The 21262-nt window shown below is 65.7% G+C and carries 18 protein-coding genes; 7 read left to right on the forward strand and 11 right to left on the reverse strand.

Features of this window, described 5'->3' with window-relative positions; all coding sequences use genetic code 11:
- Positions 1–252: 252 nt before the first annotated feature.
- Positions 253–501: a hypothetical protein gene (locus AB0H56_RS31195; RefSeq protein ID WP_357170158.1), complete on the reverse strand. Its 249-nt coding sequence runs from the start codon at positions 499–501 to the stop codon at positions 253–255.
- Between the two features lie 431 nt (positions 502–932).
- Between AB0H56_RS31195 and AB0H56_RS31200 the strand changes: the two genes are divergently transcribed.
- Both AB0H56_RS31200 and AB0H56_RS31205 read left to right on the forward strand, forming a co-directional pair.
- Positions 933–1562: a TetR/AcrR family transcriptional regulator gene (locus AB0H56_RS31200; RefSeq protein WP_357170161.1), complete on the forward strand. Its 630-nt coding sequence runs from the start codon at positions 933–935 to the stop codon at positions 1560–1562.
- Between the two features lie 100 nt (positions 1563–1662).
- A complete protein-coding gene (locus tag AB0H56_RS31205) occupies positions 1663–3015 on the forward strand; it encodes a flavin monoamine oxidase family protein (protein WP_357170164.1) in 1353 nt (450 codons plus the stop codon).
- A gap of 158 nt (positions 3016–3173) precedes the next feature.
- Here the strand turns inward: AB0H56_RS31205 and AB0H56_RS31210 are convergent, their stop codons facing one another.
- The 3 genes from AB0H56_RS31210 to AB0H56_RS31220 all read right to left on the reverse strand — a co-directional run bounded on the left by AB0H56_RS31210 (position 3174) and on the right by AB0H56_RS31220 (position 6522).
- Complete coding sequence (locus AB0H56_RS31210; RefSeq protein ID WP_357170167.1) at positions 3174–4346, reverse strand: serine hydrolase; 1173 nt, start codon at positions 4344–4346, stop codon at positions 3174–3176.
- 78 nt (positions 4347–4424) lie between these two features.
- Positions 4425–5780: an FAD-dependent oxidoreductase gene (locus AB0H56_RS31215; RefSeq protein WP_357170170.1), complete on the reverse strand. Its 1356-nt coding sequence runs from the start codon at positions 5778–5780 to the stop codon at positions 4425–4427.
- 46 nt (positions 5781–5826) lie between these two features.
- On the reverse strand, positions 5827–6522 hold the full coding sequence (locus tag AB0H56_RS31220; protein ID WP_357170173.1) for a transporter: 696 nt from the start codon (positions 6520–6522) through the stop codon (positions 5827–5829).
- Between the two features lie 618 nt (positions 6523–7140).
- On the opposite strand from AB0H56_RS31220, the gene AB0H56_RS31225 reads away from it, so the two are divergent.
- Genes AB0H56_RS31225 through AB0H56_RS31240 form a run of 4 tightly spaced genes read left to right on the forward strand, consistent with a single transcriptional unit; the run spans position 7141 to position 11677 of the window.
- Entirely contained in the window at positions 7141–8658 is a 1518-nt protein-coding gene (locus AB0H56_RS31225) for an NAD(P)/FAD-dependent oxidoreductase (protein ID WP_357170176.1), read from the forward strand.
- Positions 8612–9553, forward strand: coding sequence for an alpha/beta fold hydrolase (locus AB0H56_RS31230; protein WP_357170179.1), 942 nt, complete (start codon positions 8612–8614; stop codon positions 9551–9553). Before AB0H56_RS31225 ends, AB0H56_RS31230 begins: the two co-directional genes overlap by 47 nt.
- Positions 9550–10317, forward strand: a complete 768-nt coding sequence (locus tag AB0H56_RS31235; protein ID WP_357170182.1) for a hypothetical protein — start codon at positions 9550–9552, stop codon at positions 10315–10317. The genes AB0H56_RS31230 and AB0H56_RS31235 overlap by 4 nt, the downstream gene beginning before the upstream one ends.
- Entirely contained in the window at positions 10310–11677 is a 1368-nt protein-coding gene (locus AB0H56_RS31240) for a glutamine synthetase (protein ID WP_357170185.1), read from the forward strand. Before AB0H56_RS31235 ends, AB0H56_RS31240 begins: the two co-directional genes overlap by 8 nt.
- A gap of 70 nt (positions 11678–11747) precedes the next feature.
- Here the strand turns inward: AB0H56_RS31240 and AB0H56_RS31245 are convergent, their stop codons facing one another.
- The 6 genes from AB0H56_RS31245 to AB0H56_RS31270 all read right to left on the reverse strand — a co-directional run bounded on the left by AB0H56_RS31245 (position 11748) and on the right by AB0H56_RS31270 (position 19501).
- Positions 11748–12968: a helix-turn-helix domain-containing protein gene (locus tag AB0H56_RS31245; protein WP_357170188.1), complete on the reverse strand. Its 1221-nt coding sequence runs from the start codon at positions 12966–12968 to the stop codon at positions 11748–11750.
- A gap of 475 nt (positions 12969–13443) precedes the next feature.
- Positions 13444–14424, reverse strand: a complete 981-nt coding sequence (locus AB0H56_RS31250) for a nitronate monooxygenase (protein WP_357170191.1) — start codon at positions 14422–14424, stop codon at positions 13444–13446.
- Positions 14425–14532: 108 nt separating this feature from the next.
- Positions 14533–15990, reverse strand: coding sequence for an aldehyde dehydrogenase (locus AB0H56_RS31255; protein ID WP_357170194.1), 1458 nt, complete (start codon positions 15988–15990; stop codon positions 14533–14535).
- A gap of 34 nt (positions 15991–16024) precedes the next feature.
- Positions 16025–17119, reverse strand: a complete 1095-nt coding sequence (locus AB0H56_RS31260) for a Zn-dependent alcohol dehydrogenase (RefSeq protein WP_357170197.1) — start codon at positions 17117–17119, stop codon at positions 16025–16027.
- The gene (locus AB0H56_RS31265; RefSeq protein WP_357170200.1) at positions 17119–17880 is read right to left on the reverse strand and encodes an enoyl-CoA hydratase/isomerase family protein; all 762 of its coding nucleotides are present in this window, start codon (positions 17878–17880) and stop codon (positions 17119–17121) included. The genes AB0H56_RS31260 and AB0H56_RS31265 overlap by 1 nt, the downstream gene beginning before the upstream one ends.
- A 10-nt stretch (positions 17881–17890) precedes the next feature.
- Positions 17891–19501 (reverse strand): AMP-binding protein, encoded by a 1611-nt coding sequence (locus tag AB0H56_RS31270; RefSeq protein WP_357170203.1) that lies wholly within the window; start codon positions 19499–19501, stop codon positions 17891–17893.
- Positions 19502–19774: 273 nt separating this feature from the next.
- On the opposite strand from AB0H56_RS31270, the gene AB0H56_RS31275 reads away from it, so the two are divergent.
- On the forward strand, positions 19775–20458 hold the full coding sequence (locus AB0H56_RS31275; protein ID WP_357170239.1) for a TetR/AcrR family transcriptional regulator: 684 nt from the start codon (positions 19775–19777) through the stop codon (positions 20456–20458).
- 58 nt (positions 20459–20516) lie between these two features.
- Here the strand turns inward: AB0H56_RS31275 and AB0H56_RS31280 are convergent, their stop codons facing one another.
- Positions 20517–21221, reverse strand: coding sequence for a gamma-glutamyl-gamma-aminobutyrate hydrolase family protein (locus AB0H56_RS31280; protein ID WP_357170206.1), 705 nt, complete (start codon positions 21219–21221; stop codon positions 20517–20519).
- Between the last annotated feature and the right edge of the window lie 41 nt (positions 21222–21262).

Consider the following 21262-nt stretch of genomic DNA (forward strand, 5'->3'; position numbering starts at 1 on the left):
GCCCGCTCACGCAGTTCCGGCGGGTACTTTTTCGAACTCACGAACTTCATCCTTCCTCAGAAGATGAAGTCTCCCGACCCGCCGGGGCGATTCAGACCGACTTGCCATTCGACACCTGTCGCGGGACGGCCAAGCTCGCAGAAACGGCGCACCGACCGCAGGGCCCATCGAGTGAGCGTGTTCCAGATCTGTGAGGTGAGACCGCGCCGAGGGCATCCCGCCGAACACCCTGTAATGGCTATAAGCGACTGCTCAAACCCCGCCGGACAACGAGGTTGTGACGATCGCACCCGCTGCGCGAAGCGCCACCGACAGAATCTCCATTTCGACCCGGGTTTTGCTTAGCCCCTTGCCGCAGAGCTGCTCGGCCAACGCGCGGGCCTCGATGAGCGACAGCGCCTGGACCTTTCGAAGGGCGTGCATCACCGTCGCCGGCGTGGCGCTACCGACATCGAGCCGAAGGTCGGTCGGACCGTTGGCCGCCAGGATCGCCGCGCGCATCCCGGGCAGGGGTGTCGGGAAACTGCTCGTGCCAGCAGGCTCCGCACTCTGGGCAGTCGCCTGCGATGTCCCATTCATGGGTACCGGCGGTGAGCACCTCGGTGACCGTGACCTCGATCAGCGACCGGCATTCGATGCATTCCGTGGCGTAAGCCGCGGTTTCGAGCACGACGTTCACCGGTCGAAGCCTAGATTCGACGGCGTTCATGCTGCAGGTCCACCGCGCCGGGTTGGGTGTTCCGTAACCATCGCCCTGGCCCGCGGAGACATCGGGCGCTCAGAGGCTCACCCCGCTTTCCCAAAACGCCGCCGATTTGGCGGCTCGGCAAGTCTCGCAAAGGTCAAGTGAGCGCGAGCTCACGTCCAAGCTGCGTGTGCAGATTTCGAGAACCTGTGGCAAAGTCTCGGTCAACCGACCGAAAGGAGGGCTGATGGCGTACGTAGAGGCATCGGTCCGACGGGGCCAGCTCGTCACCGCAGCTCGCAGCGCACTCTCCCGTGACGGCGTGGCAAAAACGTCGCTGCGTGCCGTAGCCGCCGAGGCCGGTGTGCCACTGGGAACCCTCCAGTACATCTTCCCCTCCAAGGATCAGCTCCTCCGTGCAGTGATCGAGGACGTGGTGGAAGAGATCGCCAAGGTACTCAGACACTCCGCCTCCCGCGATGAAGGGCTCGAGCGCGCCATTGACAGCGGCATGCACAGCTTCTGGTCGATGCTTGTCACCGACAGGGTAGGACTGCAGCTCATGCAGTACGAGCTGACAACCTACGCGCTGCGTGCGGCAGGCCAGGAGGCGGTGGCGCGCTGGCAGTACGAGCGTTATGTCAGCGTCGTCGCGGAGTGGTGCCAGGAGGCTGCTCAACGAGCGGGCGAGACGTGTTCGGTGCCCTTTACTCGCTTGGCCCGCGTAATGGTCGCCAGTCTCGACGGACTCATATTGCAGCACGTGTGCGACCCGGATGAAAGGCGCTCGCGCGAACACCTCGAGACGATGATCAGCATGATCGTCGCCCTTGCCGACGTCGGCCCCGCGCCAACTGAAGCGCGCGCCACGACCTGACCCGCACCGAAAAAATCGCTATTGCCGTTCGGCAGTCGGCGGCCTACTCTAGGCTATCAGTCAGTCATACGACCGACTTTAATCGAGGAGTGGAGCGGCGATGCAGCACGTCGACGTAGTGATCGTGGGGGCAGGATTGTCCGGGCTGACCGCAGCACGGGAGTTGGTCGGTATGGGCAAGACCGTGACCGTGCTCGAGGCGCGAGACCGCGTCGGCGGCCGCATCGAGGGAGGCACCATCGACGGTCGGCCCGTCGAACTCGGTGGCACGTGGATCGGTGCAGGCCACGAGGAGATGTACGGGCTCGTCGAGGAGCTCGGTCTGGAGACTTTCCGCAGTTGGAACAAGGGATCGATCCTTCTCCATTTGAGCGGCAAGCAGTCGCGTCTGGCCAGTCACAAGGGAGCGACGCCGAAGCTGAACCCGTTCGCGCTCGCCGACCTCGCCCAGGGCCTGCTGCGCTGGGAGCGTCTCGCGACCGGCATCGACCCTGCCCGCCCATGGGCGCACCCCAAGGCGCACGAACTCGACGGCCAGACGTATGAGTCCTGGGTACGGCGTAACCTTCGAACCGCGAGCGGTCGAGCCTACTTCCGTATCGTCGCCGAAGCGCTGTTCTCCGCGGACGCGCAGGATCTCTCTTTGCTCCACGCACTGTTCTATTCCCGCAGCAACGGCGACCTCGAGACACTCATCTCAGTCGACGACGGCGCCCAACAGGATCGCGTCATCGGCGGCTCGGTCCTCGTCGCTGAGCGGCTGGCCGAGGGGTTGGACGTGCGGCTCGGTCGGCCGGTCAGGACCGTCGCTCAGAGTGATTCGGGCGTCGTAGTCACCACTCGCTCAGGGGAACATCACCGGGCACAGCAGGTGATCGTCGCCATCCCGCCGACCCTCGCCGGGCGTATCGAGTACGAGCCGCTGATGCCTGCTTGGCGCGACCAGTTGACCCAGCGGCTGCCCGCCGGAACCGTCGTCAAGACCTTCGCCACCTATCCCACCCCGTTTTGGCGGGACAACGGCCTCAACGGCCAGGTGATCAGCGATCAGGGTCCGGTCAAAGTCAGCTTTGACGTCTCGCCGCCCGACGCGGAAACAGGTGTGATGCTCGGCTTCGTCGAAGGCGGGGATGCACGCCGCTGGCAGCGGCTTCCTGAGCGGGATCGTCGGCGCGCCGTGCTCGACTGCTTCGTCCGGTACTTCGGTCCGCAGGCCGGTGAACCACTGTCCTATCTGGAAAAGAACTGGAGTGCCGAGGAATTCACCCGCGGCTGCTACGGAGCACACTTCGGGCCGGGCACGTGGACCAGCTATGGCGACATCCTCAGAGAGCCTGTGGGCCGGATTCATTGGGCGGGGGCCGAATACGCGGTCGACTGGAACGGCTATATGGAGGGCGCGGTCCGCTCGGGTCGCCACACCGCCGGGGTGGTCGCCACACAACTCGACTGAGCACCGGTCCTGTCGCCGACGCCGCTCGCCACTGAGGTTTGCGGCGCGGCCGCTCTCTCCAAGCTGGTCTCCCCAAGGCGGTCGGGCACAGCCGACCGAACAACGACCCGTACCGACGGCGGCGCCGCTCATATTGAAGGGCGCCGCCGCTCGGCGTTCTACAGTGCGGCGACGATCGTCTCGATGCCGGCCAAGACGTCGTATGCGAGCTCGTCGACGACCGGCTCCGGCCATGACGAGACCTGTGCGATCACCGCCGCGTTGTCGATGTCGATGTAGAGAACTTGGCCGTGGATGCCGATACAGAGCAGTACGCGCCGATCGGCGTAGGGAACCCAGAACTGGTTGCGGTACATCCCGCCTGGGAACAGTTCAGCGGTGTGGCTCGGCGAGGCCGCGAAAGCCTGCCGATACTCCGGGCCGTCGGTGAGGCAGTCACCGAGCCACTCACCGGCAACGAGCCCCACCCGATTCTCTACGCCTGCGTCGCGTCGAAGTGCCTCACCGAATCGGGCAAGATCGCGAAGCGTGGCCGCCAGCCCGCCGTCATGGAACACCGAGCCGGCGCGGTCGACGCCCGCGTCCATGTCGTTCTCCGCCACCCGGGACCACACGTTGCGGGACAGCATCTCCGGCATGCGTTCTCGCCCGGCGCGCTCGCAGATCCAGCCGAGAACATCGGTCTCACAGGATCGATATTCGAATACGCCGCCATGCGGCCGGTCCGCGCGGAGCGTGGTGAGGTATTCGTACAGACTCTCCGGCGACCCGTCGGTAGCAGGAGCCCAGCCGACGGCCTGGTCGACGAGATGTGAGCCCGAGCCCGGCGTGAGGTACTCCTCGGAGAATTGGATTCCCGTCCGCATGTCGAGGACGTCGCAGACCGTCGCCCCGGCGTACCCCGACTCCGCGAGCTCCGGAACGTAGTGCGTCACGAGCGCATCGACATCGAGCAGACCCGCGACAGCCAACTGCGCGGCCACCACCCCGATGATCGACTTGCTGATCGAGTACAACGCGTGGGTGCGGTCCGTGGAAAGATCTCCAGGGTAGGACTCGTGCCGCACTTTCCCGTGATGCAACACGATGAGCCCGTCGGCGAAGGTCCGTGCCAAAGTGGCCTGCACCGTGGTCTCGCCGGCGCTCGCCGAGCTGAGCGGCAAATCCAGATTCAACGGCTCGCCGCGAGGAAGACTCAACGGTCGCTTGCTCGCGGCGACCCGGGCAGTGGGGACCATTTCACGGATCCGGCCGAGTGTCCGCCGGTTGTGTGGGCCTTGCTGCCATACGCCGAGCGAAACGGGTTCGGGCAACGCGAGGGGCTGGATCATCGTATGTGCCTCCTGGATAGGAGTCCGTCGCCGAACTGTGAGGGACTGGGCGGGAAGACGTGCCGGTCTGTAGCTCGCTTAGGTCCGTCCGAGATCGGCCAGGACCGCCTCTGCCGCACGTTCGCCCGAGGCCGCGGCATCGGCCAGCGAGGGAACATCCAGCTGGTAGTCACCGGCGAGATAGATACCGTCGAGAGGATCACGCAGTGCGGGAAGTGATTTGCGACGCCCGGGCGCCCAGAAGGGCACGACCCGGCGGTGTCTGCGCAGGATGGGCTCCCCCAGCTTGCCTTCCAGCTCGGGAAGCAAGCCGAGCAGGTCCTCCCGGAAGCGCGACACGATCTCCTCATCGGGCAGGTCGAGCAGTTCGTCGGCTTTCCCGCCTCCGGCGAAACAGGCCAAAGCTCCTCCCGGCTTTCGGTCACTGCCTGTGCGTAGCGCTGCGGCGTGGTTGAACACCGCCTGGAACGACAGTTGCGGAGCGGAAATGCCGAAGTACTTGTCCCAACTCTGCGGTCCGATTTCGTCGGTGAAGAAGCCCACGACCACGTAGCGACCGTAGGTGATGTCGTTGAACGCGTTCCGGTACTGCTGTGGCAGGTCCGGGATGATCCGTTCGGCGACATCGGCGGGTACGGTGACGATCGCCCGCTTGGCGCGCACCCGCTTGGGCTGGCCATCGTCGAGATAGTCGACGACCACGCCGTCGCCGTCGCGGCGCACAGCGTGGACGACTGAGTTCAGGCGGATACGGTCGCCGAGTTCGTCGGTCAGCACGTCGGTCAGCGTCTGATTGCCGCCCGCGGGCAGCGAGAAGTTCGGGACCTTTTCGGGGTCGGTCAACGCGATGCCGACGGAGTAGACGAACTGGGCGGCGGCCGTTTCGTCTGGATCACATCCCATCCACTGTGCCGACCATGACCGGACGATGGTGGCGGCCAGTTCCGAGCGGACGCCGTTGAGCAAATAGGACGCGAGCTTGGATTCGAGCCGCGCGCGTACCCGCTGAGCGAAACGGCTCTTCGACTCGAGAAACGGTGCAGCCGCGAGGATGCGCGCACCGACCATTGCCAGACCGAGCCTGTCCATCATGGTCATGCGTGTACGGAACATGAGTGCGAGCGGGTTCGAGGTATCGACGGTCGAACCGTTCAAATGCAGCGCGATGCTCTTGCCCGCGAGCGAGCCCATCTCGATGTTGTGCCTGTTGAGGGCTTCGATCAAGGTGCCGGTGCCCTCAGTGAACTGGGTTCCGACGTTGATCCAGTAATCGCCCTGCCGTACGGTTTCGACGCGCCCGCCCGTGCGCTCGGTGGACTCGAGGACAACCACCTCAGCCGTCGGCGCGAGTGTCGTCGCTGCCGTCAAGCCCGCCATCCCAGCGCCGATGACGACTACCTCGGTGGTTTCCTCTTGCGCATCTAGCGTTGCCATTTGTGTGGCTCCTGTCTCTGGGTTGATCGCAGCGGAGTCCGTCGCTTTACGCCGTGACGGGGGCGTCCTCGGTCGCAGCCCGGGCGGCGACGCGGGTGTTGTAGGCATCGAATGCCCGGTAGGCGCGGTAGTACACGAACATCTGCAGCCCCCACGTGGAGAGCGCAAGGATGTAGAAGATGGTGTGCTCGGCGTCATCGCCTGGGATTTTGACGAAGTCGTAGGTCGCCGCGATAACGAAGGCGCACACGGTGGCCACGCCCGCTCCCATGGCGTGGCCCCGCTCGCCGATCTGCCACAGCCGCGTGACGAAGTAGGCGAGGAAGATCGTGGTGAGGACGTTGACCACGATGAAGAAGACTTTGGCCGGCAGGCCGATCGTGTCCTGGTACCCGAGCAACAACAGGCCCGCGACGGCGGCGAGGGCGAATGCGCCGATGTCCACCGCCGTCGAGGGCTTGTACCGGTGGGTCACCTGCATCAGTCCGAGGACGAGGATCAGGGTGATACCGACCGACCGGGAGAAGGCATCCAAAAAGGCCGCACCGGTATACATCGGGCTGTCGTGACCGGCCTTGAGTAGGCCGTAGACCAGGAAGTTCGTCCCCGAGGTCGCAACGATCATCCACTCGATACCGAGCAGGTAGTTCTTGTAGTTCCGGATGAACTTGATGCCGTAGGTGAAGCCGACAGCGATCATCCAGATGTCCGCGACCGCGAAAAGCAGTTCCTTGATGGACATGACCTTCTCCTTGAATGGTGACACCCGCCGGCCAGCGGCAATGAGTTTGTTCGATCTGCGCTGCCGATCGTGGACCGGCTGCGGTCCCGCTTCGGCAGTCCGAGCTCCCTGGGACTGACACCCCGCCGCCGAGCGAGTCGCGCGGCGGCCGACCTTGATCGGTTTGTGATGCCTGCCATAACCATACTGGCAGTCGGTCACATGATCAAGGCAATCGACCCACTATCTCACGGCGTGCCGGTCAGCCGGGTTCTGCCGCTTCCGATGCCGTGGATCAGCCTCTCAACCGGTCGGTTCGGCCCCCACTACCGAAATCGCCACTGCCGCACACCCGTTCGCGGGCGCCGCGAAGGCGTTGATGAGCATGCACCCTGAACAATCATGGTCATACGCCTAAGTCAATTGACGATGAACAGTGATCCGTGAGCACCATCCGTCAATGTGGAAACCCCAGCAACAACGGACACCATTCGCCAGCAGTGGCGCACCGACCGCGAGTGATGGGCGCACTGTGCGCCCCCTCGTCGATCAAGACGCAGCACTGTGCAGTAGCTCACTCCTGCATCGGGCGGGCATCGTCTACTTACTCGCTCCAATTGACCACCGGAAGGCCGCACGATGAACTCTCCGACATCCCAGCCCGAAGATTTCGACATCGTCGTCGTCGGCGCCGGAATCTCCGGCATCGGCGCCGTCCGCTACATCACCGAGGCCTTCCCTGGTAAGCGTGTCGTCGTACTCGAAGGACGCGACAACATCGGGGGCACTTGGGATCTGTTCAAGTACCCGGGCATCCGCTCTGATTCCGACCTGCACACCTTCGGCTACGAGTTCAAGCCCTGGAAGGACCGAGCCGCCATCGCCGAAGCCCCGAAGATTCTCAGCTACCTGCAGGAGACCATCGACGAGTTCGACCTCGGCAGGCTGATCCGGCTCGGGCACAGCGTGCGGAAGGCCTCGTGGTCCAGTACCGACGCTCGGTGGACGCTCGACGTCAGCACGCCCGACGGCGACAAACAGTTCACCGCGAAGTGGATCTTTGCCGGCACCGGCTACTACCGCTACGACGAGGGTTATACACCGCACTTCGAGGGGTGCGAGGACTTCGACGGGGACATCATCCACCCGCAGCACTGGCCCGAAAACTACGACTACGCGGGCAAGAAGGTCGTAGTGATCGGAAGCGGCGCGACGGCCATCACCCTGATTCCGTCGATGCTCAACCATGCCGGTGCCGCCGAACACGTCACCATGCTGCAGCGCACGCCGACCTACGTCGTCCCGTGGCCCAAGGTGGACAAGCTCGCGCTGCGGCTCACGCGCTGGTTCGGGGAGCAACGCGGATATGCAATGACGCGATTCAACAACATCTGGATCGACCGGAGCGTGGTCAAGTCGCTGCGCACATTCCCCCGTCTCGGTCGTGCGGTCATCCGCCGTATCAACAAGAAGTCGTTGCCTGCGGGCTACGACGTGGACACGCATTTCAACCCTCCGTACAACCCGTGGGACCAGCGTGTATGTCTGTCGCCCGACGGCGACTTCTTCGACGCTCTGAGCAGCAACCACGCGTCGATCGTGACCGACAGAATCGCTCGGTTCACCGAGACGGGGATCGCTCTCGAGTCCGGCAAGCACCTCGACGCAGATGTGATCGTGACGGCGACCGGCCTCAACGTGCGCATGCTCGGCGGGATCGATATCGAGATCGACGGTGTCCCGACTGACCTGTCGCAGTCTGTCGTGTACCGAGGCACGCTGCTGTCGGGGATCCCCAACCTGGCCGTCGCGATCGGTTACACCACGTCGTCGTGGACCTTGAAGATCGGCATCCTGTGCCGCTACTTCACAAAGCTCGTGCAGCACATGGATGCCTTCGGCTACGACAGCGTGATCGTCGAACCCGACCCCGACATGGAGACTCGGCCCATCCTTGACCTCAGCTCCGGCTACGCCAAACGGGCCCACGCAACCATGCCGAAGCAGGGCACCGGGATGTGGCAGATGCAGATGTCCTACCCGGCGGACGCCAAACTCCTGCGCGGGCCGCTGCTCGACGATGCCCTGCGATTCCATTCGACCAAGGACGATGCTGCGACAGGCGCCGCGACCACGAAGGCGGCGGCCCGTGTCTAGCTTGCCCGAGGACCGATTCGCGCTTCTACCGTGCGGTACGCGCCTGTGTTACCGGCTGGACGGCGCCCCTGACGCACCGCCAGTGCTGCTGATCGCGGGGCTTGCGGAGGATCTGACGACCTGGTCCGACCGGTTCGTGTCCGCGCTCTTCGCGACCGGCTTCCGCGTCATTCGGATAGACAACCGCGACTGCGGACGCTCCACGTACTCCACGGCCCCGCCGCCGAACACGCTGCGCCAACTACTCGCCCTGCCCCGAAGGGATGCCTACACACTCGCCGACATGGCTGACGACGCCGCACAGCTGATCGAGTATCTCGGCGTCGGCCCGGTGCACCTGGTCGGTCGGTCCATGGGCGGCATGATCGCCCAGGTGGTGGCGGCCCGGTACCCGCACCTGGTCAGAACCCTCACCTCCCTGTATTCGACCACGGGGAACAAGAAGGTCGGGCAGCCGACACTGTCGAGCCTGGCACTGATCGCCGGCAGTCCGCCTCCGCGGAACCGAGTGGGCGCGGTCCGCGCGCATCTGCGGATCACCGCGCACATCGCCGGGACGGCGTACCCCGTCGATGAAGTCGAAGAGGCCACGCACGCCACGACGACCTGGGACCGCACCGCCGGTGACGGTGCAGCCGGGACCGCACGGCAGATCCAGGCCATCTATGCCTCGGGCGACCGGACCGCCGAACTCAGCCGGATCGAGGCTCCCACTCTGGTCATCAACGGTGACCGGGACCCGCTTGTCGCACCGTCCGGAGGCGCCGCCACCGTAGCGGCGATCCCCGGCGCACGACACATCATCATCCCGGGCATGGGCCACCACTTGCCGGACTCACTCGCATTCCGGATCGCCGACCTCGTCGTCAGTCACATCGAACAGGTGCCGGCATGACCGAGCAGATTCGCGCCGCCGGACTCGCAGCGCAGTACGCCTTGCAGGTCGATCACGTGGCCTCCGAGGCGGCCACGCCGAGGACAACTACACCAGCAATGCCAATGATGAAGGAACAGATGGAAACCACTGCACCCACCGCGACACCGATTGCGGACCACCGGGTCACGATCGAGGACGACGCCACCCCTATCGTCCGACTGATCGGCCGGACCCTGCGCGATGCCGTCCAGCAGCGGCACGCCCCCTACGCATTCGGGAGTTACTCCGGCAGCGTCGCGGTGCGCTCACATGCCACCCCGCAGGCGGCCACCGTGACCTTCGCCGACGATGCTGTGACCGTGACCGGCGGCGTCTTCGCTCCCACCGATGCCACCGTGGTGGTCGACCTCGACGCCCGGTTCACCAGCGTCGCGATGGAAGGTGACGCGGAAATCGCCGACTGGTTGCTGCGTGCCTTGCAAGTGCCACAGCCCGAGTGGCGGACGGCTGCTGCCCGATTCTGGGAGATCACCCGGGACGTCCGCGGCATCCCCGACGTTCTCGTCGCGGTTGCGTCCGGCCCCGACGGCCGAGAGGAGGCCCGATTCGGCGCCGGCACCAACGTCTACAGGGTCGTCGGCACTCCCGATGTGCTGGCCGGGCTCTTCACCGGTAGCGATTTTCTGTTCACCGCCTTGGCACGTGGTCTGCGCGTCCAGGGCACCCTGGCTCAGCTGTCGGCCATGACTGCCGCATCGTGGAAGGCCCGTTTCGATGTCTGATCTCACCACCGCCGCGGCGAGCTCGTCCGCCCGACCCGTCAAGGCTTACCGCGTCGAGGCCACCAATCACGACGGGAGCTTCATGGGCAAGAACGTAACGCCCGCGAAGTTCGCCTCCGGCAAGGACTCCGGATTCGCCTTCGCTGACGTCCTGTTCGCCATCGACATGGGCACCGACGTCGTGTTCGGCGACGCTTACCCGGAATGGCGCGGCAACCTCTACGACATCGCGCTGATGCCCGACATGAACACCCTCGTGGAATGGAAGCCCGGCGTCCATTCTGTGATCGGCGACTTCTGGCTCCCGGACGGCAGCCCCGTACCGATCTGCCCGAGAAATCTACTGCGAAGGTTGATCGAACGCCTCGCGGCCTTGGGCTACACCGCCACGGCCGCGGTGGAGATCGAAACTACCCTGTTCGAGGAGTCCATTCAGGAGGCCAGGGCCCGCCGATACCGCGACCTGACCCCGCTCGGCGGCGAAACCGGCGCTACCTACAACCTTGCCAGGTCTTCGGACTGGATCGACTATATGGAAGCCGTCACGGACCGACTCGACGCGCTGGGCATCACCTGGGAGGCATGGACCGACGAGGCCGCACCAGGCCAAACCGAACTGAACCTCGCGCCCAACGATCCGCTGACGCTCGCTGACTCGTGGGTGCGGGCCAAGCAGGTGATGCGTGAAATCGCTTGCAAGATGGGCCGGTCCGTCACGTTCATGGCCAAGCCGACCGCTGGATTCGGGCAGGGTGCACACCTGAACGTATCCCTGCAGGCCGACGGTGAAAACCAGTTCTATTCGCCCGACGGTCCGTCCGAGCTCATGTTGCACGCGGTTGGCGGCCTGATGGCCACCATGGCAGGCAACACTTTGCTCGCGTTGCCACAGATCACCTCGTACCGGCGTCTGGTCGATGTCTCGGGGCCACCGACAACGATCAGCTGGGGCGTGCATAACAAGACCGCTGCACTGCGCGCTGTCGTCGGCCATCCCAAGTACTCCCGGCTCGAGTACCGGGTTCCCGGCTCGGATGTGAACCCGTACTACGCGCTGGCCGGTGTACTCGCCGGAATCGTGGCCGGCATCGAGCGAAAAATTCCCGCACCCGCGCAGGTCGAAGACATGGCGTGGTGTCTTCCCGACGACTGCGGTATCGACCGGATCCCCGATTCGATGACGAAAGCGATCGCGGCGCTCGATGCCGACGAGATCCTCCGCGAATATCTAGGAGACGAGTTCGTCGACTTCTGGACCGCATCACGAAAGTGGGAGTGGATGCAGTTCCACACCACCGGTGGCGACCCGTACGCCGAACTGTCCGACTGGGAGTCTCGGCGTTACTTCGAGTTCTCCTGAGCCGCAAGCGATGGCCGGTATCGCCGGCCATCGCCTCCGACAAGCTCATGCGACAGTTGCGGTGGCAGCCTCAGTCGCGCAGCTGAACCAGCATGAGGGCAGCCACCACACTCGCCGCGTTCTCCGCAAGCGGCACGGGCAAGAGCTGATCGGCACGGGCGAGTCGCCGCTCGACGGTGCTGCGGTGCGTGTACAGGTGTTCCGCTGTAGCAGATGCGTTGAACCGTTCCTGGACATAGGTGACCACGGTTTCACGCAGCGCAGCATCAGCGGTGGCAAGCTCACCGAGGGTTTCGGCGACGAACTGATCTGCCTGTGCCATGTCGGCGCTGAGGACCGAGACCAGAGCGATGTCCTCGTACCGAACGACCTTTCTTGTGGAGCCGACCCGCGCGAGCACTCGCTGGGCAGTCGCGGCATCTAGGTGACTTCTGCGGAATCCCTCGAGGTCCTTGGCCGGGCGCCCGAAAGCCACGCGGATCCCAGGCCGGCCAGTCATGGCGGCTTGCACCACTTCGGCCGACGGGACAGCGTCCGCAGCCAGCCACACCCACAGCGCAGCCACGCTCGCGTTCAACGTGAGCCTGCGAGTCGCCCCGCACACTCGCATTACCGCTTCGGCGGCCCCGTCGAGCCCCGCCGAGTCGTCGGCCGAGTCGCTCCAAAATATCGCCGCTACGTGGCTGCCTGTCAGCGCATACCCGAGTCGCGACTCCGCGCGAGTACGGCTGATCGGTGCTCCCTCGAGCAACAGTTGGACGGTCGAGTGACGCTCCGCGCTGGCGCCCTTGGTCAGTTCGGCGCGTTCTCTTTCGACGTACTCGTCCAGCGCTGCGATCGAGTCATCGATGAACGTCGACATCGACCGCTCGGACACCTTCATCAGGTCGCGAAGCTCATCCAGGTCGCTGGTCACGGCGAAACACTCATCGACCCACGCCGACCACCCACCGTGCTGGGCGCCCCGCCATGCGCCGAGATCATGCATGTCCAGCCCACGCCGCACCAGATCACGAGCGAACTGCAGAATATCTGGGTCGGCGCTGGGCGCCACTCGCGCGCCGGGATCCTGCAGGTTGGCCGACAGCCAGTGCAGCAAGTTGGTCCTGTTCATTCGCCGATCGGCGGCGACGAGCTGCGGGTCCTTGAGCACCGCACGGTATTCGGCAGCCTCATGTGAGGCCGCGGTCAGCTCGTCGATCGCCGTCTCCGAGGACGCGACAAGACGTTCCGCGACATCCCGAATCAATTCCGCAGTGCGTCGGCTGGGACGAGGCCAAGATGAGTCCACCGTCGCACTGTAACGCCACGGGCCGCCTTCCCTCGGCTGGATTCGGACCCGCGGCACCTGCTTGAAGTCTTTTCGCGACCCTTCTGCACCCATCTCCGTGACCTTTTCTACGTATCAACTCGACGGCCGACCAGAATGTCTCGGATGCGATGGTTGGGATCACGCAGAAGATTCGTCGAATCACTCATGTTCGACTATTGCCTGACGACGCGCGCCGTACGTCCCGTGCAATAGTCATGGGCGGCAAGGCCGGGATGCCGCTCCCGATGAACCCGAGACATTGGACATGGAGGCATTCCGTGGTTGGGAAGACAACGCTGGCAACTGGGTTAGCAGCTCCAGTTGGGCTTGGCGGGCTACGAATCGCAGGTGTTGCCCCCACACCTACGCTCCCAATTGCGATCTGCTCATCAATGCTCGAGGGGCCGCGAGAACGGCCCTGCCGAACCCGCGCATGGCGGGTTCGGCCGAAGGTTCAGCGCGCGAGATTGCCCGGCAATGTCGCAGTGATGATCTGCCGAGCCTCGGCGAGGATCGTGTCGACCACGTCTGCGCAGCTGCCGATGTCGTGGATCAGCCCTTGGGCTTGACTGGCCCACCACAGGCCGCCGTCGACATCTCCGTTCTCGTAGACCTGCTCACGAGCTCGAGCGCCGCTGGCCAGGTGAGCGATGTCGTCGAAGGTCGCACCGGGCTTCCGGGAGACCGCAGCGATCTCCTCCGACACCGCGTTGCGGGCCACCCGTGCGGAGTTGTGGAACTCGCGGAACACGATCACGGTGTCGCGTTCGGTGTTGTCGACGATCTGCTGCTTGACGTTGGGATGGATGGGCGCCTCGGTGGTTGCCATGAACCGAGTGCCCATGTTCACCGCGCATGCGCCGAGCGCCAGGGCGGCGACAAGCCCCGCGCCGGTGGCGATTCCACCGCTGGCAATGATCGGGATGGACAATGCCCTGGCGGCTGCGGGGATCAGCACGAGTCCCGGGACGTCGTCGTCACCGGGGTGTCCCGCACATTCGAACCCGTCGATGCTGACCGCATCGACACCGAGCTGCTGAGCCTTGAGAGCATGGCGGACGGTGACCGCTTTGTGGATGACCTTCACATCGGCAGCCTTGAACGTGGGCAGGTGCGGCTGTGGGTTGCCCCCCGCGGTTTCGACGATGGTGATGCCGCTCTCGACGATGGCGTCGCGATATTCGTCGTAGGGCACCGGTTTGATGGTCGGCAGAATGGTCAAGTTTACACCGAAGGGTTTGTCGGTCAGATCCCGGCACCGGTTGATCTCCTTGACCAGCGCTTCAGGGGTGGGCTGAGTGAGAGCAGTGAGGAATCCGAGAGCCCCGGCGTTGGCCACCGCGCTGATCAGGTCAGCGGTGCCGACAGCGGTCATGCCGCCACAGACGAGGGGGTGCTCGATACCGAACATCTCGGTGAAGGGGGTGGTGAACATTGGGTTCCTGATCTTAGTCATTCGTATTAGTCGTATGACTGCCACAGCGAACGGCAAGGCCGCTCGCTGTGGTGACAGTCAAGGTGTGGCGCCGACGTAGCGCGATCGCTACATCGGCAGGTCGGGGGAATCGACGCCGACCACACGGTCACCGCAGAACACCCGGACCGCCTCGCCCGGGCCATGTCCGCCGATTCCCGAAGTGCCCCAGAAACTCTGGGCCGAGCCGTCGGCCAGGTCGGCGACCTTGGCGCCGTTCACGCGCACCTCGCCCGACAGCACTCGCGAGCCGACCTCGATGGCGCGGTCCAGGTCGCCACCGAACACGTAGGCGTCCAAGCCCGACGGGTTGGCGTTGGCCACGCGCAGAGCGTGCTCGTCGGACTCCACGGCGTGCAGGCTGATCAGCGGACCGAACAGCTCGGCGGTGGCCAGCGACGCGTCGACACCCGTCGCGACAGTGGGTGACAGGAAGAAGCCGTCCAGTCCAGGGAGCTTCGCGGGCTGGTGGATGGTCGCGCCGTGGGCGCGCAGCCCGTCGATACGGCTGCGCAGCGTCGCGAAGTGCGGGGCGTTCGAGATGGGGCCGAGTTCGGTCCGCTCGTCGAGCGAGTTCCCGATTTCGATGCGGGAAATGCGTTCGAGCAGCGCCTCGAGCAGCCGCTCGAGCAGGCTTTCGTGGGCCAGCACCTTGCCTGGACCCTCGCACCACTGGCCGTTGAGCTTGGTCATCCCGTCGAGGATGCCGTCGGCGGCCACGTCGATGTCGGCGTCGTCGAGGACCAGCGCCGGGTTGTTGCCGCCGAGTTCGAGCTGGAGCACCTTGAAGTCTTCTGCGGCCGCGCGGGCGATGGCCCGGCCGGCGTTAGGGCCGCCGGTGAAGGAGACGATCTTGACACGCGGGTCACCGGTCACAGCGGCGCCCACGTCGCCCGCGCCGTGCAGCAACTGCAACGCACCAGCAGGCAGTCCCGCCTTGACGAAGCTCTCGACGATGATCTGCGCACTGCTCGGCGCGTGCTCGGACGGCTTGAGGATGATCGGGCAGCCGGCGGCCAGCGCGCTCACCATCTTCGCGGCGGGAATGAAACTGGGGCCGTTCCACGGAGTGAGGATGGCGGCGGGACCCCACGGGACCTTGTAGAGCCGCACGTCCCGACCATCGGCCGCCAGCGCCGTGCGGCGCGGGACGGCACGCAGTTCCGCTGCGGCGGACCGGATCCGGTGCGGCAGAAACTGAGCGACCAGGCGGGACTTGGCGATCGGGACGCCGCTGGTGAGGGCGTCGGTGCGGGCGATGTCCTCGATGCGGGACTCGACGATGTCGGCCGCGCGCTCGATCACCTGGGCGCGTTCCTCGCTCGCGGCGTCGTCCCACCGCTCGAAGCCATAGGACTGTTCGGCGTGGCGCAGGGCGCGTTCCACGTCGGCGGGTGTTGTGGTCACCGTCCGGTGCACGGGCTCGCCGGTGTTGGGATCGAGGTTCCAGGCGCCGGGGATGGTCGCGCACTCGGACCACTCGTCGGCGATGTAGTTGATCGGTTGGGGTAGTTGCGGATTCGTCATCAGTGTCTCCTTCGGGGCTCGATCGGGGTGTGGCTCACACGGTGAGGTCGGCGACGATGCGGGTGACCTCACCGGACTTCATCGCCTCGAAGCCCTTGTCGATGTCGCGGAACGCGACGACGTCGCTGACCATCTCGTCGAGCAGCAGGCGGCCCTGCTGGTACAGGCGGGCGAACTGGGCGATGTCCTCGGCCGCCTGGCCCGAACCCATGTAGGAACCGATGAGGCGCTTCTCGCTGAAGAAGAAGTTCCAGGCCGGCAGCGTCAGATCGGTGCCGTCGGGGGCGATGCCGACCAGACATGCGGTGCCGGTGGGGCGCAGTACCTCGAGGGCGGTGGCCGCGGTCCGCGCGCTGCCGACAGCCTCGAACGAGTAGTCCACGCCGTCGCCGAGCACATGCCGGATCTCGGCGGCCACGTCGGACGCACCGTTCACGACGTGGGTGGCGCCGTAGGTCCTGGCAGCGGCCAAGCGGGCGTCGTCGAGGTCGACGGCGACGATCGCCGACGCGCCGGCCAGGCGCGCGCCCTGGATGATGGCCGAACCGACACCGCCGCAACCGATCACCGCGACGGTGGAACCGGGGCGCACCTCGGCGCCGCGGAACACGGCACCGACGCCGGTGATGATGCAGCACGACAGCAGGCAGCCCACGTGCAGACCCACCTCGTCGGCCACCTTCACCAGGGCGTTCTCACGCAGCAGGGTGTGGCGGGAGAACGCGCCGACATCGCCGAGCCGGTGCACGGCCTGACCGCTGGGCAGCTGGAAGGCAGGCCGGGGCCGCTGCCGGATCTGGGTGAGGCGCTGACACTGGGTCGAGTGCCCGACCTGACAGTTGCGGCACATCCCGCACGAGGGCGTGAGCGCGCCGACGACCCGGTCACCGGGGCACAACGTGGTCACCGCGGAGCCGACCGACTCGACCACACCCGCCACCTCGTGGCCGACTACCACGGGCAGGTCCGCGCCGACGGTTCCGGTCATGTAGTGCAGGTCGCTGTGGCACAGGCCCACATTCGAGACCGCGAGGCGGACCTCGTTGGGTTCCGGGTCGTCGACCAGGATCTCGGTGAACTCCAGCGGCTCGTTGACCGCGGTGAGGACAGCTGCTTCGGTGGTGATCATCATCGTCTCCGTTCGTTCTTCGATTCCCAGAAACCCTCGATGCCTTCGGTCAAGGCACCGGACTCCCAGGACTGGCGGGCCGCGTCGTCTTCGCGTGCGAAGGCCGCCTCGATCTCTTCGGCACGCGGCCGCAGCAAGCTCAGATGCAGTGCGGTGGTGCGGGGATCGGGATTCCACTGGCGGACCGTGTCGACCGCGCGAGCCACCAGGTGCTCCTCGGCGACGATCTCGTCGAGCAGGCCGATGCGCAGCGCCTCGTCGGCTTTGATCCGTTGCGAGCCGAGCACGATGCGCATCGCGTGGTTGCGGACCAGTCGGCTCATCAGGAAGCTCGAGGCATTGGAAATGATGATCCCGCGGTGGTTCTCCGGCTGGAAGTACTCGGCGGCCGGGCTGCCGATCCGACCGTCACAGCACAGCGTGATCTCCGAGGCGCCACCGACCGCGATCCCGTTCACGGCCGCGATCACCGGGATCCTCGTTTCGAGAATCGCCCGGGTGATGTCGTGGAAGGTCGCGAAGGCCTCGCGGATCTCGTCGTAGGTACTCGGCATCGCCTGCAGGTCTTCCCCGGCGGAGAAAGCCCGGCCGGTGCCGGTGAGGACGATTCCGCGAACGAGATCGCCGGTACCGAAGTGGCGGATGGTCTGCGCGAGTCGCACCCGGGTGGCCACGTCGAGCACGTTCAGCTTCGCCGGGCGGTTCAGGGTGAGCACCGCGACGTCGTCGTCGATGTGGGTGTCGAGGTAGTTCTCTGTCATGTCCGGGTCCTCAGTCGCGCGGGGGCTGCAGGTCATAGGTGGTGCCGGGGTGTTCGATCGCGCGGGCTTTCAGCGCGGGCTTGGACACCCGTTCGGACGGGGTGCGCGGGAAGTCGGCGACGAATTCCACGTAGCGCGGAAGCTTGAAGCGCGCCAAATGGTTTCGCGCGTGGTTGAGAATCCGCTCGGCGGTCTCGCGGCTCTCCTCGACGCCGGGGGCCAGCTGCACGAAGGCCTTGACCTCTTCGCCGAACAGTTCGTCCGGCACTCCGACGACTGCCGTCGCGACGACGGTGTCGTCGCGTTCCAGCACGCGTTCGACCTCGGCGCTGGCGATGTTCTCCCCGCCGCGGCGCACCATGTCCTTGATCCGGCCGATCAGGCGGTAGCTGCCCGCCTCGCGCACCGCGACGTCACCGGTGTGTAGCCAGCCGTCCCGCAGGGTCTGTGCGGTTTCCTCGGGCCTGTTCCAATAGCCGAGCATCATCGGTTTGCCCGAGGTGATCAGCTCACCGGACTCGCCGTCGCCGACCTCGCGGCCTTGGGGGTCGACGACTCGCACCTGTTTGGTCGGTACCGGCTGACCCAGTCGTCCACTGCCGATATCGTCGGTGCTCTCGGGAAGGCTGAACAGGTCGACCCCGGTTTCGGTCATCCCGAAGATCTCGCGCCACGGTGCGCCCCATCGCTGTTCGAGCTCGGCGTGCAGGGCGACGGGGATGGCCGAGCACAGCACGATACGCAGGTCGTTGTCCCGGTCCCGCGGGGTCGGCGGCTGCTTGAACAGCAATGTCGGCATGGAACCGAGCACGTAGACGAACGTCGCCCGGTGCTCGCGCACGTCGGTCATGAAGCCGGAGGCCGAGAACCGCGGCAACACGACCAGCGGCGCGCCGATCGTCAAACACAGCGCGGTGTTCCACTGCGGGTCCATGTAGGAGAACGGCTGCGAGGTCAGGGCAACGTCGTCGGCGCCGAGGCTGTTCGCGTTCGCGCAGAACCAGCCGATGCGCGCCCAGTACTCGTGGGTCAACATGCAGGCCTTGGGGAAACCGGTGGTCCCCGAGGTGTATTGGAGGTTTGCCAGGGTCGCGCCGGTGATCTCGACGGCCGGGCGTTCGGCCGGGTACGCCGCGAGCTCGGCGGGCGAGGAGGCGTCGACGACCCGGAGATCGGCCAGTTCGCTGGTCGCGGTGCGGACCACCTCGACCAGACCGGCGTGCCCGGCGTCGGTGAACAGCACCCGAGCGCCCGAATCCCGGAGAACGAACTCGAGGTCGGCGCGCTGATACGCCGAGTTCACCGGGACCGTCACCGCGCCCGCCTTGAGGATCGCCAGCCAGGCGATCGGCCACTGGACCACGTTGGGCAACATGATCGCGACCCGGTCCCCGGGTCGGACACCGTCCGCGGTGGCCAGGCGCCGAGCCAGGCGCGAGGTCCAGTCGTCGACCTCGGCGAAGGTCCATGACCCGTCCGCGAACCGGAGGAATTCACGATCGGGCGATCGGACGGCCTGGTCGACCAGGAGATCGACGAGGGTGTCGATCGGCGGGTCCACGGCGAGCCGATCGAGCGCGATCGAGCGTTCGGGAGCGTGGACCGGTTCGACTTGGATCATGTCGTCCTCTTCGCAGGGTTGCAGGGTGAAGGTCCTTCGATCGACCTGGAGATCGCCAGGTCACGGCCCGAGCGGCGGCCCCCCGAGCGTGATCGGTTGGGCCTGAAAATGTGAGGCCTGACATAACCGTATCGGTAGTGGGTCAACAGATCAAGACGATCGACAAACTTCTTGCGAGATTTCCTCTATCGCCTCACGCGACGCAGCCTCAGAGCTGGTAACGTTATGAACGACTTGATCAATCGTTCAAAACGAACCGACAGGAGCATCCTCATGGCCCGCGTCCCCGCCGCCGAACGTCGCGCCGAGCTGGTGGCCGCGGCCGTGCGCGTGATCGCCGCTCACGGGGTGGAAGGAGCCACCACGCGCCGGATCGCCGAGGAAGCGAACGCCCCGTTGGCGACCCTGCACTACTGCTTCGCCACCAAAGAAGTGCTGTTCGGGGCAGTGTTCGAGTATCTCGCCGGCGAGTACCGGAATGTACTGACGAGCAACGATGTCCACAGTGACGTGCAAACCACAGCACGGGCACTGCTACGCGGATTGATGGAGTGGTATCTGGACAATCCAGCCTTGGGCGCCACCATCATCGAGCTGATCAGCTGGGGACAGCGTGAGGGCACGCAGGCCAAGGTCGTGTACAACGCAGCCTTCGAGACGATGCGCACGATCATCGGGGTCACCCCCGTGACCGAGACGGGTCGACCGGTCCCCCAGGCCACGATCGACAAGCTGATCTACATCGTTGCCGCGCTGTCCGACGGCTTTGCCCTCAACTGGCTGGTGTTCACCGATCCCGTCGCCTCGGCGGCTCAGATGGAGATCACCCTCGGCGTGCTCGACGCATGGATGGCGGCCAATCTCGGCGACCCGGCCAACGCACCGACGGCCGACGCCCCCGCGACCGAGCCCGAACCGGATATGCGTTCACTGGTGTCCTGGGTGAGCGTGGATTGAGGGCGAGCGACTGTGGCCGCCGCCGAAAAGGTGTCGGCCACAGTCGTTTCCGGTCCACTCAGCGTCGTTCGGCCGCCGCGTCAACGAGCCAGCGCAGCGCACCGTCGTCGCTGTTCATCCACTCGGGATGCCACTGCACGCCGAGCACCGCCGCACCAGGGAGCTCGATAGCCTCGGCGACACCGTCCTCGGTGCGACCGGTGACCACCAGACCCTCCCCGCGGACGTCGACCGCCTGGTGATGCCACGAATTGGTCACCAGCCGATCGCCGAACACCTTCTGGGCGGTCGTCCCCGGATCGAAGGTGACGACGTGTTCGGGGTCCCCGTCCGACAGCGGTCCCGTGGACATGAGGTGCCTGATCGGCCCGGCGGGCAGGTCGGGAATCAGCGTGCCGCCCAGCGTCACGTTGAGCACCTGCATGCCGCGGCACACGCCGAGCAGCGGGATCTGCCGGTGCAGCGCCACCCGGGTCAACGCGATCTCGAACTCGTCCCGGCCGGGGTCGTGGACCGAGGGGTCCGCGACCGGATCGATCCCGCTGACCACCGATTCGTCCCCACCCCAGCACCTCGGATGCACGTCCTGACCACCGGTGATCACCAGGCCGGACAGCCAGTCGCCCAGATCCGCCGGATCGGCGTCATAGGGAAGATTCACCGGTACACCGCCCGCGCGGGTGATCCGCACCGCGAAATCGGCGAAGAAGGCGTCGGTGAGACGGCCGCCGTACCCTGGGTGACTGCCCTGGATCAGCCCCATCCGGAACCGCCTGCCCGTCAAGCCGATCAGGGGCTTCGAGG

This window comes from Nocardia sp. NPDC050717 (genome assembly GCF_040654275.1).
Taxonomy (GTDB): domain Bacteria; phylum Actinomycetota; class Actinomycetes; order Mycobacteriales; family Mycobacteriaceae; genus Nocardia.

Bases quoted from the DNA above. Each gene is read 5' to 3' on its own strand.
- AB0H56_RS31200 (WP_357170161.1), top strand. From the start codon at position 933: ATGGCGTACGTAGAGGCATCGGTCCGACGGGGCCAGCTCGTCACCGCA.
- AB0H56_RS31255 (WP_357170194.1), bottom strand. From the start codon at position 15,990: ATGACGAATCCGCAACTACCCCAACCGATCAACTACATCGCCGACGAG.
- AB0H56_RS31265 (WP_357170200.1), bottom strand. From the start codon at position 17,880: ATGACAGAGAACTACCTCGACACCCACATCGACGACGACGTCGCGGTG.
- AB0H56_RS31215 (WP_357170170.1), bottom strand. From the start codon at position 5,780: ATGGCAACGCTAGATGCGCAAGAGGAAACCACCGAGGTAGTCGTCATC.
- AB0H56_RS31250 (WP_357170191.1), bottom strand. From the start codon at position 14,424: ATGTTCACCACCCCCTTCACCGAGATGTTCGGTATCGAGCACCCCCTC.
- AB0H56_RS31270 (WP_357170203.1), bottom strand. From the start codon at position 19,501: ATGATCCAAGTCGAACCGGTCCACGCTCCCGAACGCTCGATCGCGCTC.
- AB0H56_RS31220 (WP_357170173.1), bottom strand. From the start codon at position 6,522: ATGTCCATCAAGGAACTGCTTTTCGCGGTCGCGGACATCTGGATGATC.
- AB0H56_RS31260 (WP_357170197.1), bottom strand. From the start codon at position 17,119: ATGATCACCACCGAAGCAGCTGTCCTCACCGCGGTCAACGAGCCGCTG.
- AB0H56_RS31205 (WP_357170164.1), top strand. From the start codon at position 1,663: ATGCAGCACGTCGACGTAGTGATCGTGGGGGCAGGATTGTCCGGGCTG.
- AB0H56_RS31280 (WP_357170206.1), bottom strand. From the start codon at position 21,221: ATGGGGCTGATCCAGGGCAGTCACCCAGGGTACGGCGGCCGTCTCACC.
- AB0H56_RS31230 (WP_357170179.1), top strand. From the start codon at position 8,612: ATGCTGCGACAGGCGCCGCGACCACGAAGGCGGCGGCCCGTGTCTAGC.
- AB0H56_RS31210 (WP_357170167.1), bottom strand. From the start codon at position 4,346: ATGATCCAGCCCCTCGCGTTGCCCGAACCCGTTTCGCTCGGCGTATGG.
- AB0H56_RS31240 (WP_357170185.1), top strand. From the start codon at position 10,310: ATGTCTGATCTCACCACCGCCGCGGCGAGCTCGTCCGCCCGACCCGTC.
- AB0H56_RS31275 (WP_357170239.1), top strand. From the start codon at position 19,775: ATGGCCCGCGTCCCCGCCGCCGAACGTCGCGCCGAGCTGGTGGCCGCG.
- AB0H56_RS31235 (WP_357170182.1), top strand. From the start codon at position 9,550: ATGACCGAGCAGATTCGCGCCGCCGGACTCGCAGCGCAGTACGCCTTG.
- AB0H56_RS31195 (WP_357170158.1), bottom strand. From the start codon at position 501: ATGCGCGCGGCGATCCTGGCGGCCAACGGTCCGACCGACCTTCGGCTC.
- AB0H56_RS31225 (WP_357170176.1), top strand. From the start codon at position 7,141: ATGAACTCTCCGACATCCCAGCCCGAAGATTTCGACATCGTCGTCGTC.